17 protein-coding genes and 1 pseudogene are annotated in these 16,306 nt (G+C 60.6%); 5 read left to right on the top strand and 13 right to left on the bottom strand.

From position 1 onward, the window contains the following. Window position 1: 1 nt before the first annotated feature. Window positions 2-1,054 carry a non-homologous end-joining DNA ligase gene (gene ligD / locus J2046_RS27810; protein WP_112706423.1) on the top strand — a complete coding sequence of 351 codons (1,053 nt, stop codon included), beginning with the start codon at window positions 2-4 and terminating at the stop codon, window positions 1,052-1,054. Window positions 1,055-1,164: 110 nt separating this feature from the next. Here the strand turns inward: ligD (J2046_RS27810) and J2046_RS27805 are convergent, their stop codons facing one another. From J2046_RS27805 to J2046_RS27780, 6 genes and pseudogenes are all read right to left on the bottom strand, one after another. Beyond that, window positions 1,165-2,550: a DegQ family serine endoprotease gene (locus tag J2046_RS27805; RefSeq protein WP_112706424.1), complete on the bottom strand. Its 1,386-nt coding sequence runs from the start codon at window positions 2,548-2,550 to the stop codon at window positions 1,165-1,167. Between the two features lie 97 nt (window positions 2,551-2,647). Further along, window positions 2,648-3,013, bottom strand: a pseudogene (locus J2046_RS27800) (SPW repeat protein). Window positions 3,014-3,046: 33 nt separating this feature from the next. Further along, entirely contained in the window at window positions 3,047-3,370 is a 324-nt protein-coding gene (locus J2046_RS27795; protein ID WP_112706437.1) for a DNA-directed RNA polymerase subunit omega, read from the bottom strand. 8 nt (window positions 3,371-3,378) lie between these two features. Continuing rightward, window positions 3,379-4,134: an NADH dehydrogenase ubiquinone Fe-S protein 4 gene (locus J2046_RS27790; RefSeq protein WP_112706426.1), complete on the bottom strand. Its 756-nt coding sequence runs from the start codon at window positions 4,132-4,134 to the stop codon at window positions 3,379-3,381. 71 nt (window positions 4,135-4,205) lie between these two features. Next, window positions 4,206-4,715: an Hsp20/alpha crystallin family protein gene (locus J2046_RS27785; RefSeq protein ID WP_112706427.1), complete on the bottom strand. Its 510-nt coding sequence runs from the start codon at window positions 4,713-4,715 to the stop codon at window positions 4,206-4,208. Window positions 4,716-4,811: 96 nt separating this feature from the next. Continuing rightward, window positions 4,812-5,288 carry an Hsp20 family protein gene (locus tag J2046_RS27780; RefSeq protein ID WP_112706428.1) on the bottom strand — a complete coding sequence of 159 codons (477 nt, stop codon included), beginning with the start codon at window positions 5,286-5,288 and terminating at the stop codon, window positions 4,812-4,814. A 227-nt stretch (window positions 5,289-5,515) separates the two neighbouring features. On the opposite strand from J2046_RS27780, the gene J2046_RS27775 reads away from it, so the two are divergent. Beyond that, window positions 5,516-5,740 carry a hypothetical protein gene (locus tag J2046_RS27775; protein ID WP_112706429.1) on the top strand — a complete coding sequence of 75 codons (225 nt, stop codon included), beginning with the start codon at window positions 5,516-5,518 and terminating at the stop codon, window positions 5,738-5,740. A 43-nt stretch (window positions 5,741-5,783) separates the two neighbouring features. On the opposite strand, the gene J2046_RS27770 is transcribed toward J2046_RS27775, so the two are convergent. The 5 genes from J2046_RS27770 to groES form a co-directional block, all read right to left on the bottom strand. Further along, window positions 5,784-7,994 (bottom strand): amylo-alpha-1,6-glucosidase, encoded by a 2,211-nt coding sequence (locus J2046_RS27770; protein ID WP_210057320.1) that lies wholly within the window; start codon window positions 7,992-7,994, stop codon window positions 5,784-5,786. A 16-nt stretch (window positions 7,995-8,010) separates the two neighbouring features. Further along, window positions 8,011-9,105, bottom strand: a complete 1,095-nt coding sequence (locus J2046_RS27765; RefSeq protein ID WP_112706431.1) for a glycosyltransferase family 4 protein — start codon at window positions 9,103-9,105, stop codon at window positions 8,011-8,013. Between the two features lie 89 nt (window positions 9,106-9,194). Then, window positions 9,195-9,617: a hypothetical protein gene (locus J2046_RS27760; protein ID WP_112706432.1), complete on the bottom strand. Its 423-nt coding sequence runs from the start codon at window positions 9,615-9,617 to the stop codon at window positions 9,195-9,197. Window positions 9,618-9,708: 91 nt separating this feature from the next. Continuing rightward, window positions 9,709-11,337 carry a chaperonin GroEL gene (gene groL, locus J2046_RS27755; protein WP_112706433.1) on the bottom strand — a complete coding sequence of 543 codons (1,629 nt, stop codon included), beginning with the start codon at window positions 11,335-11,337 and terminating at the stop codon, window positions 9,709-9,711. 53 nt (window positions 11,338-11,390) lie between these two features. Continuing rightward, window positions 11,391-11,705, bottom strand: a complete 315-nt coding sequence (gene groES / locus J2046_RS27750) for a co-chaperone GroES (protein WP_112706434.1) — start codon at window positions 11,703-11,705, stop codon at window positions 11,391-11,393. Window positions 11,706-11,987: 282 nt separating this feature from the next. Here groES and J2046_RS27745 point away from each other — a divergent pair, with 282 nt between their 5' ends. Together J2046_RS27745 and J2046_RS27740 are read left to right on the top strand one after the other, a co-directional pair. Continuing rightward, window positions 11,988-12,260 carry an usg protein gene (locus tag J2046_RS27745; protein WP_113501746.1) on the top strand — a complete coding sequence of 91 codons (273 nt, stop codon included), beginning with the start codon at window positions 11,988-11,990 and terminating at the stop codon, window positions 12,258-12,260. Window positions 12,261-12,356: 96 nt separating this feature from the next. Continuing rightward, window positions 12,357-12,647: a hypothetical protein gene (locus J2046_RS27740; RefSeq protein WP_210057318.1), complete on the top strand. Its 291-nt coding sequence runs from the start codon at window positions 12,357-12,359 to the stop codon at window positions 12,645-12,647. On the opposite strand, the gene ligD (J2046_RS27735) is transcribed toward J2046_RS27740, so the two are convergent. Beyond that, complete coding sequence (gene ligD / locus J2046_RS27735; RefSeq protein ID WP_210057315.1) at window positions 12,648-15,299, bottom strand: DNA ligase D; 2,652 nt, start codon at window positions 15,297-15,299, stop codon at window positions 12,648-12,650. Between the two features lie 285 nt (window positions 15,300-15,584). Here ligD (J2046_RS27735) and J2046_RS27730 point away from each other — a divergent pair, with 285 nt between their 5' ends. Continuing rightward, complete coding sequence (locus J2046_RS27730) at window positions 15,585-15,905, top strand: hypothetical protein (RefSeq protein ID WP_210057313.1); 321 nt, start codon at window positions 15,585-15,587, stop codon at window positions 15,903-15,905. Here J2046_RS27730 and J2046_RS27725 read toward each other — a convergent pair whose 3' ends face one another. Continuing rightward, a complete protein-coding gene (locus J2046_RS27725; protein ID WP_210057311.1) occupies window positions 15,906-16,217 on the bottom strand; it encodes a DUF982 domain-containing protein in 312 nt (103 codons plus the stop codon). Between the last annotated feature and the right edge of the window lie 89 nt (window positions 16,218-16,306).

The following is a 16,306-nucleotide window of genomic DNA, read 5'->3' as shown; positions in this document are numbered from 1 at the left end:
AATGTTGCGCGCCCGCCGACCACCCCTCCCTCTGCTCGATGAATCGACGTCCTCCGTCCAATCCCGTCCGATCCGCAAACGCGATGCGAACCAGCCGAGCCTGCCCTTCGACGAAATGCCGGCGCGCATCGAGCCTTGCCTTGCTCTCCTGAAACCGACAGTGCCGGTCGGGCCTGACTGGCTTTACGAGGTAAAATGGGACGGCTATCGGTTGGCGATCCACATCGAGCCGAAAAGCGTTCGGATCATCACCCGCGGCGGCCACGACTGGACGCACCGATTTCCGGCGATCGCGGATGCGGCTGAAAAACTTGGTTTAACTACCGCCATCCTGGACGGAGAGGCTGTCGTGCTTGACGACCAAGGCCGCTCCGACTTTGGGGCGCTGCAACGTTCGCTGGGTGGCCGTGGCGGAAAACGCATCTCGACCGAGTCCATCCTCTACGCCTTTGACCTGCTTTATCTGGACGGGCACGATTTAACACGGACAGAGCTGTCGGTGCGACGTCACCTGCTCGAGGATGTCGTGCCGGCGGAAGAAGCCGGCACCGTTCGGCTGTCCGAGGAACTGACGCTGGATGCCGACAGCTTGCTCGAACACGCCTGCCAGATCGGTTTGGAAGGCATCATCGCCAAGCACCGGGATCGGCCCTACCGCAGCGGGCGCACCGGCGACTGGCTCAAGATCAAATGCGTGCAGTCGGAGAGCTTCATGATCGTCGGCTACGAGCAATCGGAGTCTGCCCGTGGCGGCCTGGGTAGCTTGCTGCTTGCCGGACGGCGCGGTTACGACTGGGTCTATGTCGGTTCCGTCGGAACCGGCTTCAACGGCAGGCAAGCGGATGATCTGAAGAAGACGCTCGATCGGCTGAAGACGACCAAGCCGGTGGTGCCGCTTAAAGGCAAGCGTCTGGTGTTCGCCCAGCCGACCTTGATCGCTGAGATCGAGTTCCGCGGCTGGACGCGGGACGGAAGCCTGCGGCATGCTTCCTATAAGGGCCTGCGTGAGATCCAGGACAATGCCGCAGTCTTCGACATGGCCGCCAAACCCTGACAATTCCATTTCGCGACCATGCAAACCTCCCGCTATTTTGGAAAATATCTCGTTTGGATTAGCCGACATCGAAACGTGTCTTCCTGTCCATCACCATGCGACCGCTCCCATTATCGCACGACCACCAGCAAGCGGCCGCCATCGCGGATCAGTTCAAGGGCCGCTATAGCGGGCTTCTCGTCGATCACCCGTCGCAGGTCGGAAACGGAACCGACGGGAACCCTGTTCACCGCAACGATCATATCGCCAGCGCGAAGCCCGGTACGGGCTGCGGGGCTGCCAGAGGCCACGCTTTCGATCACCACGCCGGAGTCGCCAACCTCAGCGGATTCGGCATCCAACGCGTCTCGCATTCTAGCACCATCGAGCGCCGTGCCGGAAAGATCTGCTGAGGCCTTATCTTCGGCTGCGATCGTGGCGGCAACAACCTGCTCGTCATCCCCACGCTTCACGGTCAGCCGGATCTTGCTGCCTGCCGGGGTCAGCCCGATGCGGTTCCTGAGATCGGTGGCGCCGTGGACAGGTCGCCCGTCGATCGCCGTCACCACGTCGCCGGTCTTCAATCCTGCACGCTCGGCCGACGAGCCGGGTTCGACATTGGCAATCAGGGCGCCCCGCAGGTCACCGAGCTTGAGGGCTTCTGCCAGATCCGGTGTGAGATCCTGGATACCGATGCCCAGCTTACCGCGCTGAACCTCGCCGTGGGCAATCAACTGGTTCATCACGGTTACCGCCATGCTGCTGGGGACTGCAAAGCCAATACCGACATTGGCGCCGGCGGGGCTGAGGATCGCTGTATTGACGCCGACCAGCTTGCCGTCGAGCGTCACCAGTGCACCGCCGGAATTGCCGGGATTGATCGAGGCGTCGGTCTGGATGAAGTCCTCATAGCCCTCGATGTTCAAGCCGCTCCGTCCGAGCGCGCTGACGATGCCCGAAGTCACCGTCTGGCCGAGCCCGAAGGGGTTGCCGATAGCGACGACATAGTCGCCCACCTTGAGGGCATCGGAATCCCCTATTTGGATCGCCGTGAGGTTTTTCGCTTTGATCTGCAGCAGCGCGATGTCGGTCTCCTTGTCGCTGCCGATGAGTTTTGCGGGCAGCTGACGTCCATCCTTCAGGGTGACGGAGATTTCGGTTCCGCCATCGACGACATGATGATTGGTCAGCACATAGCCTTTCACGGCGTCGACGATAACGCCCGAGCCCGCGCTCATCCTGGCGCGCGGTTGCTGCTCCGGCAGATTGAAGAAGCGGCGAAAGTTGGGATCGCTGTAAAGGGGATTGCTCTCGACCGACGAACGCGAGACGACAGCAATATTGACCACGGCCGGCGTGACATGCTCAAGCATCGGCGCCAGTGTCGGAAGGCTGGTGGACGAAGGTGCCGGCCCTGCTGTCTGCGCGACGGCGGGGGTGACGGTTAACAGGACGGCTCCGGCGGCGATGGCTGCGGACGCGGCAATCGTGCGAAGCCTCGGGGCGAGATCGAACATCGGTTGCTCCTGAATTGATGGTTTTCTTCTTTCCGGCGCGAGGCACGAAAGGCATAAAAAGAACGGGTCCGAAGGTCCGGACCCGTTCTTCGTCAGCTTATGCGGTCGAGAGTGGACTGTTATGGCTGAACCAGATGCTGCCGGCAGCCAACGCTGCGACGACAATGCCGGCAATGACATGCGCCCACATGGCTGCGGTCACGGTTGAGAAGCCGAGGACCCATGGAGCGACCACAGCCCATATACCGAGCACGAGGTTGACCCACTCCTCCACCTCATAAAAGGCGTAGAGCGCGGCGACGGCGACCAGGGCGACGGCCGCGCCGACGATCCAGCCATTCCAGGCGGCATAGGTCTCGGCGGTAAAGCCGAGCAGCCAGGGTTAGATCAGAAGACCAAGACCGGCAACGATATTGACGATATCGAAAGCCGTCCGATTGTTCGAAGGCAGGGACTTCAGCATCGTTCATTTCTCCTCATCGGTTGGTTGGCATCATCAATGGACCGCCTCCTGCGGGCAGGAGACGGGTGCGGCGGCAGCGCTTGAACGCCCGTCGCCGCGAAACTCGGGTGTGGTGGACGGAGCAGCCGCGAGAGGTGCGCCTGCCGGCGATGGGAGCAGGTATGGCGCCAGTTCATCCTCAACAAACGCCCCACTGGCAATCTCCAGCAACGCAAGCTCGCTCGCACTTACGCCCTGCCGGTCAAGTCTTGGCTCCACGCCGCGGTTCAGCGCACGGCTGCGGGCGGCCGCGGCGAGCGCCAGGGCAAATCTGTTCGGCAGGATCTTCTGGCAATCGAAAACGACATGCGGATCCATGGGGCACCTCATGCAGCTTTTCGATCGGTCACGGGAACGGACTGGCTGGCTTCCACTTCCCGCTTGAGCGCAAGCAGCGCCTGGTCGACTTCATCGAGGCGCGAGGGACGCGCGTTCTCCGGCATGCCTTCGTTGGTGGCCTGGTCGATCAGGTACTCCGTCCAGGCCCAGTTCATCAGGATCGAGCGTTTGGCCTGGAGCGACAACGTCCTGTCGCTGACAACATCCATCGCTGAGGACCAGCTTTCTGGTCCGGACGGGTCATTGCGGGTTGCTGCGCCGTCGAGCGCCTGGTCATAGCTGTCCTGAAGTGCCGAAAGGCCGAGCCGCTCCAGCGTCGTGTCGGAGAAGGCATGAGACGTCCGCTTCGGTCGCAGGACCAACGGTTGCCTGGTCCGCCTGGCCGGCTTCGTCCCCCGCCTCTGCACGACGTAGCTCAGGCCCTGCCGCTCGGCGTAGCGAATGGCAGATTGAAGGGTGGGAAATTCCAGCTCGACCTGTGTGAGCGTATCGTGGCCGCCCGTATCCCCCATCAAAGACTCGATGAAGGGTGCGCTGCGACGCTCGAAGACGAGCCGCCATCCTTGTGCTCGCGCGGTTCCTGACGTCGTCACTGAGGGAGATGGCTTAAAGATGCGAGCAACGGCATCCTCGGGAAACAATGACCGCCCAAAAGAGAGCCGGCCGCGGAGATTGTCGTTCGAAGCGCGGGAAGCGGAAGTCGGCATTGTGATTTCGTGGTGTGTCTCTCTTGAAGTCTCCATCGTTCATCCCTCCCTGTTGGCGAAGGACACTGGCGACCGCCAAGGGCCGGCCGCCAGGTAGATCGGACCGATCAGCTTTTGATGGCGATGCGCTTGACCTGCGACTGCGCCTTTTCGCTCTTCGGCAAGGTCACGGTCAGCACACCATTCTTGAAGCGCGCATCGACCTGATCGTCCTTGACCTCGATACCGAGCGGGATGCGGCGCTCGAATCGGCCGTAATAGCGTTCGGAGAACTGGCGATCCTTGTCTTCCGTCTCAGAACGCTTTTCGCCCCTCAACGTCAGGACGCCGTCGTTGAGCAGGACCTCGATGTCCTTCTCCTCAAGGCCGGGCACTTCGGCGGTCACCTTGATCTCCTTGTCGGTGTCGGAGATCTCGACATTCGGCCAGCCGGCAGTGAACGCGGAGCCGTTTGCGAAGGACGGCAGGCTGGAGCCGAAGCCGCGGAAGACGTCATCGAACAGACGGTTTACCTCGCGATGAAGCGACAGGAAGGGATCACGATCGTCATCGCGCAGGATGCTCGGAACCTGGTTGCCATTGTTGCGGTTCCAGGGAATCAAATCACGAACACTCATGTTTCTTCTCCTTTCCGTTGGTTCAGTTGGCAAAGCTTTCCCACCGGCGCCGAGCATCGCCCGGCGCCTCGCGCGCGTGTTGCGCTGATGGGAGGCTTAAGCCGCCTGTTTCTCGGCCTCGATCTGCTTCATCTCGGCCTTCGGCAGAGCCATGTCGGTCGAAATCTCGATCTGGCGCGGCTTCATCTCTTCCGGGATTTCGCGCTTGAGATCGATGGTCAGCAGACCATTTACGAGGCCGGCACCTACGACCTTGACATGGTCGGCGAGCTCGAACCGGCGCTGGAACGATCGGCCGGCAATGCCGCGATGCAGATACTGCACGTCTTCAGCATTCGCCTTCTGACCCGAGACCACGAGCATGTTCTGCTCCTGGGTAATCGCCAATTCGTCTTGCGAGAAGCCCGCCACTGCCATGGCAATGCGATAGTCGTCCTCGCCGGACTTGACGATGTCATACGGAGGCCAGTTGTCGATCGTCTCGATGCGGCTTGCAGCCTCGAGGGCGTTCAACATTCGGTCGAAACCGATGCTCGACCGGAACAGGGGAGAAAAATCGAGGTTTGTCCTCATAGCCATATCCTCCTTGTAAGCAACATGGATACAAGGAGACGCCAAGAGCACATGGCGTCTCCTGGACTTGTCGATCCCCATTGGCAATCGAACAATATTGATATAATTCAGTGGGTTGCTATTTCAAGAGGAGCGGAATTATCCGACGTAAAAAATTGATTTTTGCGTTTGCGTCACCAGATTCGTGTGAGAGCAGATATGGATAAGTCGAGAAAGGAGCAACGGATATGACAATGACTTCCGGAGACGTCATCGCCGTCCTTGGGCCTGTCGATGAAACGTTGGTTGCTGAGGTCGTGGCAACGGGTGCGACGCAGGCTGAACTCGCCGAGGCATTCGCATGGGCCAACAACGACGAAGCCTTGATAGGCGAAGGGCGGCATCTGCCGGCAGGCAGGGTGGCCGCGCTCGTCGATCTGCTGACCGCCGATGAGGAGGAGCAAGCCGATTAGCTTGGTCGGCAAGGTTGCCAGCCGGTGCAATCGCCGAGCCGGTTCATGCCGTCGTGAGCACCCGGACATCGCCCCTGCGGTCGATCACGTCAACCATTACATGGCGACCGGAGCGGCGAAGAGCAATGTCGGCCAAGCCATTGCCGATCTGCAGATGCCGCAAGGTAACCTCGTCGAGAAAGGCGGGAAGTTCCGGCTCGTTGAAGCTGATCTGCAAGCCATGCGGATCGAAATCGAGACCGAGGCATGATTGCAGCAGCGAAAGCGGAGCCGCAGCAGCCCATGCCTGAGGGGAGCATGCGACCGGATAGAAAGTCGGCCCCTGTGCGCGTTGGCGCGGCAGTCCGCAGAAAAGTTCGGGAAGCCGACGCAAGTCGATATAGGTTGAGGCCGCAAACAGGCCCTCGAATATCCGCGCAGCTTCTGCTCGATAGCCATACCGGGCCAGACCGCTTGCGATCAGAGCGTTGTCGTGCGGCCAGATCGAGCCGTTGTGATAGCTCATGGGATTGTAACGCGCCTCCGTGGAAGGCACGGTTCGGATGCCCCAGCCGCAGAACGACGACGCTCTCATCAGCGTGTGGGCAACCTGTTTCGCCCGTTCCGGATAGGCTACGCCGGTGAAGAGCGCGTGGCCTGCATTGGAGGATCGCACCCGGCAGGGCCGTTTGTCTCCGTCGAGCGCAAGGACGTAGGTGCCGAGTTCATTGTCGAAGAAAGCGACGTCGAAGGCGCGGCGGAATCCCTCCGCTCTTGCCAGCAGGTTCGCGGCACGTTCCGGCCGGTCAAGCACGCGGAAAATCTCGGCCGCCGCCTGCCAGGCGCCGTAGACGTAGGCCTGAACCTCGGCGATCGCGATCGGTCCCTTCGCCAATGTGCCGTCGGCATGGAAGACGGAGTCGTGGCTGTCTTTCCAGGCCTGGTTGACCAGCCCTTCTTCCGTCAGCCGCCCATATTCGACGAAACCGTCGCCGTCGCGGTCGCCGTGTTCGTCGATCCAGGTCAGCGCCGCCTCTATATGCGGCAGAAGACGATAGATGGTGGCGAGATCGCCGGTCCGCCTGAGGTATTCGCCAGCCAGCATTACGAAGAGTGGCGTCGAGTCGATACTGCCGTAATAACGGCGGAAGGGGACCTCGCCGAGTTCGGCCATCTCGCCATAGCGCACCTCATGCAAAATTTTTCCGGGCTCGGCGTCAGCGGCCGGATCGACCTCTGTGGCCTGGTTGGCCGCCAAATGCCCCAGTACGCCGCGGGCGATCTGCGGATCGAGCCAGAGCGTCTGAAGCGCGGTAATGAGCGCATCGCGGCCGAAGACCGTGCTGAACCAGGGAATGCCGGCATAAGGATATGGCCCTTCCGGCTTGTCGGTCATCAGCATGTAAAGGTCCGAGACGCTGCGCCGCGCGACCTCGTTGAAGATCTCGTTGGACGTGACGATCGTTGCCGCCCGCGAGGACGAGGCACGCAAGGCGCGACGGGCATCCCGCAAGGCCAGGAAAAAGGAACGGTGGCTCGGTCGACCCGCGGGGGTCTGGTCGCAAGCAACCTCGATGAACAGCGATCTGGTTTCGTGCGGCGCCAGATGGAGATCATAAATGACATGGCCGCTCCCGAGCTCGTTCGGCTGCGGGTCGAAGGAAAGCCGGGTGGTTCGCTTTCGATCGTCCAAACCGATATAAGAGAGAAGGACACCGTTCTGCTCTACGACGGCGGGAAGATGCCGCCCCCTCCTGGCTCTCGCGGTTCCCCGCACTTCGAAAAGATCTGCGAAATCCGACGCGAACTCGATCCCGAGGCGCACGTGGCGCGGCTGCTCGTCATAGTTCCTCGCGCTCAATCGCTCGTAACACCGTGCATTCCAGAGGAAGCGGGATCTGCGCAGATGGATCAGGTCATGCTCCAGAACGAGCTTTCCCTTGTCATCGAAGAGATCGGGATTGGTGAGATCGCAAGTCAGTGTCGCGTTGTCGTCGCGTAGCGTCGATGACAACAACATCGGCCGCTTGCTGTTGATCGTCAGATAGAGATGCGAGAGGTAACGCGTATCACGGTGAAAGAGGCCTTCCGGGCTGCCGGGCCTGGAAAGCGCATCGCCATTGTGGTCGAAGACGGCGAAGGTATCGCCGTGCTTCAGGGTACGCGGCCGTCGCTCCTGCAGCGATGCGGCAGCGGGAATGAAGAACTGCGCTATCGGCGTCCCCTGGCCTGTCGGCTCGGGGACTGAATTGCTGCCTGCAGAAGCGATCGGCATGACGGCCTCCGCTTTCCTAAGCTACCACTTGGAGATCGAGGGACTGGCCGTTGGCGCGACGAAGCGGCGCGGCCTTCGTCCGGGTGCCGGGCAGCTGCCGATAGATGTCGACATAGTCCCGTGCCATGCGTTCGGCTGTGAAACGTTTTTCGAAAGTGGCCCGGACCTTGCGACGATCGAGCCGCAACGCCCATTCGATGTTTTCCACAGCTTCCTGAACGCTGTCCACCAGCACGCCGGAAACGCCCTCGTCGATCACCTCGGGAACCGAGCCGCATCGGAAGGCGATAACGGGCGTGCCGCAGGCCATGGCTTCGATCATGACCAGTCCGAATGGTTCCGGCCAGTCGATCGGGAAAAGGAGCGCGCCGGCATTGCCCAGGAAGGCTGCCTTCTGATGCTCGTTGATCTCACTGACGAATTCGACATTCGGATGGCTCTTGACCATCGGCTCGATCACAGTTTCCCAATAGGCCTTGTCGGCATTGTCGATCTTGGCTGCGATCTTGAGCGGCATGCCGACCTTCGTAGCGATCTGTATGGCGCGGTCCGGCCGCTTTTCCGGCGATATCCGTCCAAGAAAGGCAAGGTAATTGCCTTTGGGCTTTTCCGTAAACGGCAGCAAGTCGACCGGCAGGCCGTGATAGACCGTCCCGGACCAATTGACCGGCGGCATCGGGCGGCGCTGATCGTTGGAGATGGATACCAACGGAATGTCGGGAAAAGCCTTGTAGAAGGGCTCGAGGTCCGGCAAGTCGAGCCGGCCGTGCAGCGTCGTGACCGTGCGGTCGGCAAAATGCCGAATCAGCGGAAAATGCAGGAGATCAATATGGAAATGCAGCACATCGAATTCGTGCGCCCGTCGCCGGATCTCCTCCAGCATCACGACATGATGCGGCAGTTGGTCCCTGACGGCCGGGTTGAGCCGCAGCGCAACGTCCGAGCATGGCACCAGTCTGGCATCGGTGACGGAATCGCCGCTGGCAAAAAGTGTGACGTCATGGCCTTGGGCGACAAGTTCTTCGGTGAGATAGGAAACAATCCGCTCGGTTCCTCCATAGAGCTTGGGCGGAACGCTTTCGGCGAGCGGTGCGATCTGAGCGATCTTCATCGGCAAAACCTCCTCAATCGAGCAAAGAGTCGTCGGTAAAAATCAGGTCGGCGTCCTCGAAGAGGCACGCGACACGTCAGATGGAATGTCTAAATCTCGAATGGCTGTCGGCGACGCTCTCCTTTCCGGTAGCTGCACAGGCCAAGGCCGCCAGATCGGCGAATTTGCGGTCGCCGTCTATGGGTCCTGTGGACATTGAAGGAACCGGGCGAGCCTTGCTCTCCGGAGTGTTGATCGTCTTTATCCAAAGTCTTCAGTGCTTCGATGATCTCGTCGTAGGAGACGGCTTTATCCGTGCCGGGATAAAGGCGAAGGGCCGGAATGGACTCGATGGCAAAGATATCGGATGCCCACGAGGCAAGAATGGCCCGCTTCTCGTCGTCGCCGATGTCGTCGGCGGCAAGCACGTCACGAGGATGATCGAAATGTTTGGCCGGGTGAAGCAGATGCGCGGCGCTGATCGCGGCTGTGGCTTGCTCCGGTACCGAATTCCTGATGTTTTCCTTTCTCATGGCTTGGCTCCATTGATCTTGACCGATGGAACTTGGTTGAATGGGTGGGGAGGCCCGCCCCTGACGGACGCTGCGGGCCTCCTCGATCAGTTTAGAAGTCCATGCCGGCGCCGGCCGGCAGGGCCGGAGCGGCTTCCTTCTTGGGCTTTTCGGCAATCATGGCTTCCGTCGTGACCAGCAGGCCGGCGACCGAAGCGGCATCCTGGAGTGCGGTACGGACGACCTTGGCCGGGTCGATGACGCCCTGGGCATAAAGATCGCCATACTCGCCGCTCTGTGCGTTCCAGCCGTAGGAGAACTCGGTCTTCTCGCGCAGCTTGCCGACGATCACCGAACCTTCAGCGCCGGCGTTTTCGGCGATCTGGCGCACGGGAGCTTCGATCGCCCGGCGGACGATCTCGACGCCGACCTTCTGGTCCTGGTTGGCGGTGGCGAGATTGTCGAGAGCCTTGACGGCCCGCAGCAGCGCAACGCCACCGCCCGGCAGGACGCCTTCTTCCACCGCCGCGCGGGTGGCATGAAGGGCATCATCGACGCGGTCCTTCTTTTCCTTGACTTCGACTTCGGTCGAGCCGCCGACGCGGATCACGGCAACGCCGCCGGCAAGCTTGGCAAGGCGTTCCTGCAGCTTTTCGCGGTCGTAGTCGGAAGTGGTTTCCTCGATCTGCGCGCGGATTTGCGCTACGCGACCGTTGATTTCCGTTTTCGAGCCGACGCCGTCGATGATGGTCGTGTTTTCCTTCTCGATTGCCACCTTCTTGGCACGGCCCAGCATGTTCAGTGTGACATTTTCAAGCTTGATGCCGAGGTCTTCGGAAATGACAGTGCCGCCCGTCAGGATGGCGATGTCTTCCAGCATGGCCTTGCGGCGGTCGCCGAAGCCCGGAGCCTTGACGGCGGCAATCTTGAGGCCGCCGCGCAGCTTGTTGACGACAAGCGTAGCAAGGGCTTCGCCTTCGACGTCCTCGGCGATGATGAGCAGCGGCTTGCCGGACTGGACGACGGCTTCGAGAACCGGGAGCATCGCCTGCAGGTTCGAGAGCTTCTTCTCGTGGATCAGGATATAGGGATCTTCCAGCTCGACCCGCATCTTGTCCTGGTTGGTGACGAAATACGGGCTGAGATAGCCGCGGTCGAACTGCATGCCTTCGACGACTTCGAGTTCGGTTTCGGCGGTCTTTGCTTCCTCGACGGTGATGACGCCTTCGTTGCCGACCTTCTCCATGGCTTCGGCGAGATAGCGGCCGATCTCGGAATCGCCATTGGCCGAGATGGTGCCGACCTGGGCGATTTCGGAATTGCTGGTGATCTTCCGGGCGTTGTTCTTCAGTTCCTTGACGACGGCATCGACGGCAAGATCAATGCCGCGCTTCAGGTCCATCGGGTTCATGCCGGAGGCAACCGCTTTCGCGCCTTCCTTGACGATCGCCTGGGCCAGAACGGTGGCGGTCGTCGTACCGTCGCCGGCAAGGTCGTTGGTCTTCGATGCCACTTCGCGCAGCATCTGGGCGCCCATGTTTTCGAACTTGTCTTCCAGCTCGATTTCCTTGGCGACCGATACGCCATCCTTGGTGATGCGCGGCGCGCCGAAGGACTTGTCGATCACGACGTTGCGGCCCTTCGGGCCGAGGGTGACCTTCACCGCATTGGCGAGCACATCGACCCCACGCAGCATGCGCTCACGGGCATCGGTGTGAAACTTGACTTCTTTCGCAGCCATTTCTTTAACTCCTCAATAGGCAGCTATCTGACTGATGGTCGTGGATGAATGGTTCAGGCGGCCTTTTTCTGCTCGGCCTGGGCTTCGACAATGCCCATGACGTCGCTTTCCTTCATAATCAGCAGATCTTCGCCGTTGATCTTGATCTCGGTGCCGGACCATTTGCCGAACAGGATGCGATCGCCGACCTTGACGTCCAGCGCCTGGATCTGGCCGGCCTCATTGCGGGCACCGGGACCCACGGCGATGACCTCGCCTTCCTGCGGCTTCTCCTTGGCGGTGTCGGGGATGATGATGCCGCCTTTGGTCTTTTCTTCGGATTCGACCCGGCGGACGAGAATGCGATCATGAAGCGGTCGGAACGACATGTTTTCCTCCAATGGACAAACAATGATGACGTTGTTCCCCCTGGCCGGACCGGATGACCAGTCCGGGCGGGTGCAAAACCTCTCTTCGAGCTTTTTGCGCGAAATGATCTGGTTTTGAGATTTTTCGATTTCAAGAGGGCGAAACGAAAAAATTAGCACTCACGATCTCATGCTGCTAACATGCTGGAAAGGAACAACAAAGTGGCGTCCAGCGTTGGAAAATCCGTTGATGGCCGCGAAATTTTGCGCCACCTTCAGAGTGTCATGAAACGGAGATGAAGCATGCGATTTTCATCGGATCTGGAACGTCAGCTCAACGGCTACGGTCTTACCACCGCTCACATCCTCTACCGCATTCCTGATTTCGAATCCGTGCTGCAGACCTATGTTTGGCAGGACTACGATCTGGCTCCCGATTTTCCCGAAATGCACAAGTTCCTGGACTTTTGGCAGGAGAGTCTCGATGGCCCTTTGCATTCCGTCCGTTACACCCATCAGCGTCTGATCGGGCCAAACGAATGGCGCCGTGTCGAAGGCGAGTTCAAGCTCCATTGAGGTCTTGAATCCGGATTTTTCCTTCCCTAGCTCTTTCGCGGCCGAGGCTTGATGAGCTCGGTCGCTATCGCACGTCTATTCGGAGTGAGATCGGGAATGGAAGAGAAAATCAACATTGGCAATGACCTCAGCATTGAGGAACGGGAAGAGGTATTTGTAGACGTTGCCCGGGTCCTCGAGCGCACAGCGCGTGAAGCTTTTGTCGAAGGTAACAAGCATTTTGCCGCGCTTTCCGCCAATATGGCGCAGGCGCTTCGCATCAATGCTGACGAGTTGGCGCGCGACGATGCGCAAAATGCAGAGCGTGTGCTGCAGCAAGCCACAGCGATGATCGCGCAGTTCAAGACAGTTCATCCTTACCCGCTGGTGAGCATGGCTGTGCACTGATCAGGCCGCGTGTTTCATCTCCTTCGCCAGCCGCTTGATCGCCTGTTCTAGCGACCGTTGACCATCGTGATAGTCCTGCCATGCGCTTGTCTTCGCCAGTAGTACCGGCACGGTGCGGATGGTGAAACGCTTTGGGTCGAGATCGGACTTCACCTGCGCCCAGGTCAGCGGCATGGACACGGTCGCGCCTGGTCTGGCGCGCGGCGACAGCGGCGCCACTGCCGTTGCCATGCGGTCATTGCGCAAGTAGTCGAGGAAGATGCGCCCGTTCCTGAGGCTCTTCGTCATCTTGATGAGATAAAGGTCCGGGTTCTCGCGCGCCATCTGCTGGCAGACATCGTGGGCGAAACCCTTCGCCTCGGGCCAGGCGAGCGGCTTGCGCCTGTTGACGGCGAGCGGCGTCACCACATGCAGCCCCTTGCCGCCGGTCGTCTTGCAGAAACTGATAAGGCCGAGTTCGTCCAGACGGTCGCGCATCTCGCGCGCAGCGGCGACGACCGTCGAGAACGGCACGTCGGGACCGGGATCGAGATCGAAGACGAGGCGGCCGGGAACCTCGGGCTGTCCCGGTTCGCAATTCCAGGGATGCAGCTCAAGGGCGGCGGTCTGAGCAACGGCCACCAGCCCTTCGATGCGGTCGATCTGCAGATACGCTTTCTTGTCACCGAACACTTTCACAAGTTCGAGCAGGTTCGACTGTCCCGGCATGGCATGCCGCTGGAAGAACTGTTCGCCGGCAATCCCATCCGGCGCCCGGATGATCGAGCAGGGGCGCCCCTTGATATGGTCGATCATCCAGGGACCGACCGCCTCGTAATAATGGGCAAGCTCCTCCTTGGTGACAGGCTGACCATCATCAGCGTCGGGCCAGAGCGGCTTGTCCGGGCTCGATATCAAGACACCCATGACATCCACTTTTGAGCCTTTGCGTCGGATGGGTTTTTCGGGAGGTTCAGGCGCCGCCGGCTCAGGGACCTCGGCCTTCGTGACGCTCGCAGGCTGTTCGGCTTCCACTTCCTTGGCGGGTTTGTCCTCGCGCAGGCCCTTGAAGGCGGCCTGACGAACAAGGCCGTCCGCCGTCCAGCCGGCGAACTCGATTTCCGCGACCAGCTCCGGCTTCAGCCAGGTGACGTCCGCAGTCTTTTTCGGGGCGCCGATCCCGGTGAATGGCGACTTCGTCGTCTCCAACGCCTTCAGCTTCGGCAGCAGGCTCGCTATCTTCTGCGCCCCATATCCAGTGCCGACGCGGCCGACATAGACGAAATGATCGCCGCGGAAGACGCCCACGAGCAGCGAGCGGAATTTGCCGTTGGTCGTGGCATAGGCGCCGATCACCACTTCATGGCCGGCGCGGCATTTCGATTTCGCCCAGGTTTCGGTACGTCCCGACTGATAGGGCGCATCCGCCTGTTTCGAGACGATGCCTTCCAGCGATAGTTTACAGGCCGAGCGTAGCACGGCGTCGCCGCCGGTCTCGAAGTGCTCGACATAGCGGATGCGGGGATCGTTCCCGGCATCCGAAAGCAGCGTCTGCAACCGGGCTTTCCGCTCCACGAGCGGCTGGGAGCGCAGGTCTTCCCCACCGTCATAGAGGAGATCGAAGGCGAAGTAGACGAGATCGCCCGTCTTGCCTTCCGACAGCGCGGCCTGCAGGGCCGCGAAGTCCGGCGCACCGTTTTCGTCAAGCGCGCAGATCTCACCATCGATGATGCAATCCGAAAGGCCCGAAGCAGCATCGGCGATCTCGGGATATTTGGCGGTCCAGTCGAGGCCCTTACGGGTTTTCAACGTGACTTCGCCGTCGAGAACGCGCATCTGGATACGGTATCCGTCGAATTTGATCTCATGGATCCAGCCGGCGCCGGCCGGCGGGCGTTCCAGCGTCTCGCAGAGCTGCGGCGGGATGAAATCGGGCAGGTCGACAGACGTGACGGTATCCCGTTCATCGTCATCGCGAGCCGCGGCCTTTCGCTCAGCAGCGGCAAGACCCTGGTTACTGTCCCAGACCGCATCGGCCTGGACATTACCGCCTTCGACCATGAACGGCTTGGGCTTTCGCCCCTTGCCGGCAGCGATCATTTCCATCGTGCGGCCGGAGGCGACTGACTTCGCATTCTCCTCCAGGATCGCCGCGCCGTTGTCCTCAACGGAATAATCATCATGATGCTTGATCAGCAGCCAGTTGGTCCGTTTGCCGCGCTCACGATCATTGCGCATCCGCACAAGCACGAAACTGCCATGGAGCAGCTCGCCGTCCAGCGTGAACTTCAAATCGCCTTTCGCGAGAGCCTGTTCCGGACTCTTTTTGCCTTCAGGCTCCCAATAGCCCCGGTCCCAGAGCATCACCGTTCCGCCACCATATTGGCCTTTCGGAATCGTGCCTTCGAAATCGCCGTAGTCGAGCGGATGATCCTCGACCTCGACGGCAAGTCGCTTGTCGTGCGGGTCGAGCGACGGTCCCTTGGTGACCGCCCAGCTCTTGAAGACCCCGTCAAGCTCGAGCCGCAGGTCGTAGTGCAGCCGGGTGGCGTCATGTTTCTGGATGACGAAACGCCGGCGGTTGCTGCGGGTGATCTGTTTCTCGCCGCTCGGCTCGGCCGTCTTCTTAAAATCGCGTTTGGATCGGTAGGTCGAAAGCTTGTCGCTGGCCATCGCTGTTCTCGAAAAGAAGTCCAGAAAGCGGAATGCGGCGCGGGAGCTTCCGGTTCCATGCCCGACATCGCCGGTCTGAAACAGAAAGGGCGCTCAACCCAATTGGGGAGCGCCCTTTCTTCAAACCCGGACAGCCTCGAACGCCGACGAAGGTCGTCGAGCAGCAGGCCATCGATACGGGAAGTGAGCCTTAGATGTGGTCGAAGCTTGCGATTTCAAGTGGTGCGGGTGTCAAGGGATTGCTAAATCAGCCGGGACTCATGAACGCCAGAGGCGGAGGGAATGGTGACGACAGAACAAACGCGCAGGTCGATCGCAGATCGCGTCATCGCGCGAGCGCGCGCTCGTGCAACGCCGATCGACGGTGATCCCGAATATATGGCGATCGTCGAGCTCTGGGTCATGGGAGAAATCAGCATCCAGGAGATGCGCCGGCGCTATATCGCTTTGCTGCAGGAGCGCTCTCGGACGACAGACCATCTAGCAACGGCGATCGACGAGGAACGAGCTGGTGAGATTTCGACCGTTCCTGACATGGGCAACCACAGCAATCAGGACGGGTTTCCCGGGAGGGACCCCGCCTTGGGCGGGGTCGCCGGTACCTGATCACACGGCCGCCATACGAGCGGTCCGAACCGCTTGAGTTTCTGGCTTCGTCTTCCAGGCAGCCATGACAGCCGGCATCCCGGCCTCCAGGCAAGCCGCCATGAAAGCTTCGCGGGCGATGACGGCAGGGACGATGCCGTTAAGAGCGCGCTGGCAGGCCTTCACCGCCCTGTCATGGCGTTCCCCGTGCCGCAACGGCCACTCGTTCTCGAGAAAGTCGAGGGCGTCATAGACGCCGATGAAGGTGCGCTCCAGGCCGCATTGCAGCCGGATCGTCACTGGTCGAGTCCATGGAACATCGTTCAGCGGCATTTCTTCCTCCTTTCGTGCCACCAATGGTCCTGAAATAGATATTGTAAGGGCGCGGAACGCCTTCAAGGACCTCATCGACTGAGTCTGCA

The sequence above is a fragment of the Neorhizobium petrolearium genome (assembly GCF_017873175.1).
GTDB lineage: Bacteria > Pseudomonadota > Alphaproteobacteria > Rhizobiales > Rhizobiaceae > Neorhizobium > Neorhizobium petrolearium.
Note: the sequence above shows the minus strand (reverse complement) of the source record. Positions and strands in the feature narration are given on the sequence as shown.

Excerpts from the sequence above, each read along its gene's own strand:
- J2046_RS27785 (WP_112706427.1), bottom strand. The coding sequence starts at position 4,715 with ATGAGTGTTCGTGATTTGATTCCCTGGAACCGCAACAATGGCAACCAG.
- ligD (WP_112706423.1), top strand. The coding sequence starts at position 2 with ATGTTGCGCGCCCGCCGACCACCCCTCCCTCTGCTCGATGAATCGACG.
- J2046_RS27780 (WP_112706428.1), bottom strand. The coding sequence starts at position 5,288 with ATGAGGACAAACCTCGATTTTTCTCCCCTGTTCCGGTCGAGCATCGGT.
- J2046_RS27740 (WP_210057318.1), top strand. The coding sequence starts at position 12,357 with ATGGAAGAGAAAATCAACATTGGCAATGACCTCAGCATTGAGGAACGG.
- J2046_RS27765 (WP_112706431.1), bottom strand. The coding sequence starts at position 9,105 with ATGAAGATCGCTCAGATCGCACCGCTCGCCGAAAGCGTTCCGCCCAAG.
- J2046_RS27805 (WP_112706424.1), bottom strand. The coding sequence starts at position 2,550 with ATGTTCGATCTCGCCCCGAGGCTTCGCACGATTGCCGCGTCCGCAGCC.
- J2046_RS27745 (WP_113501746.1), top strand. The coding sequence starts at position 11,988 with ATGCGATTTTCATCGGATCTGGAACGTCAGCTCAACGGCTACGGTCTT.
- J2046_RS27775 (WP_112706429.1), top strand. The coding sequence starts at position 5,516 with ATGACAATGACTTCCGGAGACGTCATCGCCGTCCTTGGGCCTGTCGAT.
- groL (WP_112706433.1), bottom strand. The coding sequence starts at position 11,337 with ATGGCTGCGAAAGAAGTCAAGTTTCACACCGATGCCCGTGAGCGCATG.
- ligD (WP_210057315.1), bottom strand. The coding sequence starts at position 15,299 with ATGGCCAGCGACAAGCTTTCGACCTACCGATCCAAACGCGATTTTAAG.
- J2046_RS27790 (WP_112706426.1), bottom strand. The coding sequence starts at position 4,134 with ATGGAGACTTCAAGAGAGACACACCACGAAATCACAATGCCGACTTCC.
- J2046_RS27725 (WP_210057311.1), bottom strand. The coding sequence starts at position 16,217 with ATGCCGCTGAACGATGTTCCATGGACTCGACCAGTGACGATCCGGCTG.
- groES (WP_112706434.1), bottom strand. The coding sequence starts at position 11,705 with ATGTCGTTCCGACCGCTTCATGATCGCATTCTCGTCCGCCGGGTCGAA.
- J2046_RS27770 (WP_210057320.1), bottom strand. The coding sequence starts at position 7,994 with ATGCCGATCGCTTCTGCAGGCAGCAATTCAGTCCCCGAGCCGACAGGC.
- J2046_RS27760 (WP_112706432.1), bottom strand. The coding sequence starts at position 9,617 with ATGAGAAAGGAAAACATCAGGAATTCGGTACCGGAGCAAGCCACAGCC.
- J2046_RS27795 (WP_112706437.1), bottom strand. The coding sequence starts at position 3,370 with ATGGATCCGCATGTCGTTTTCGATTGCCAGAAGATCCTGCCGAACAGA.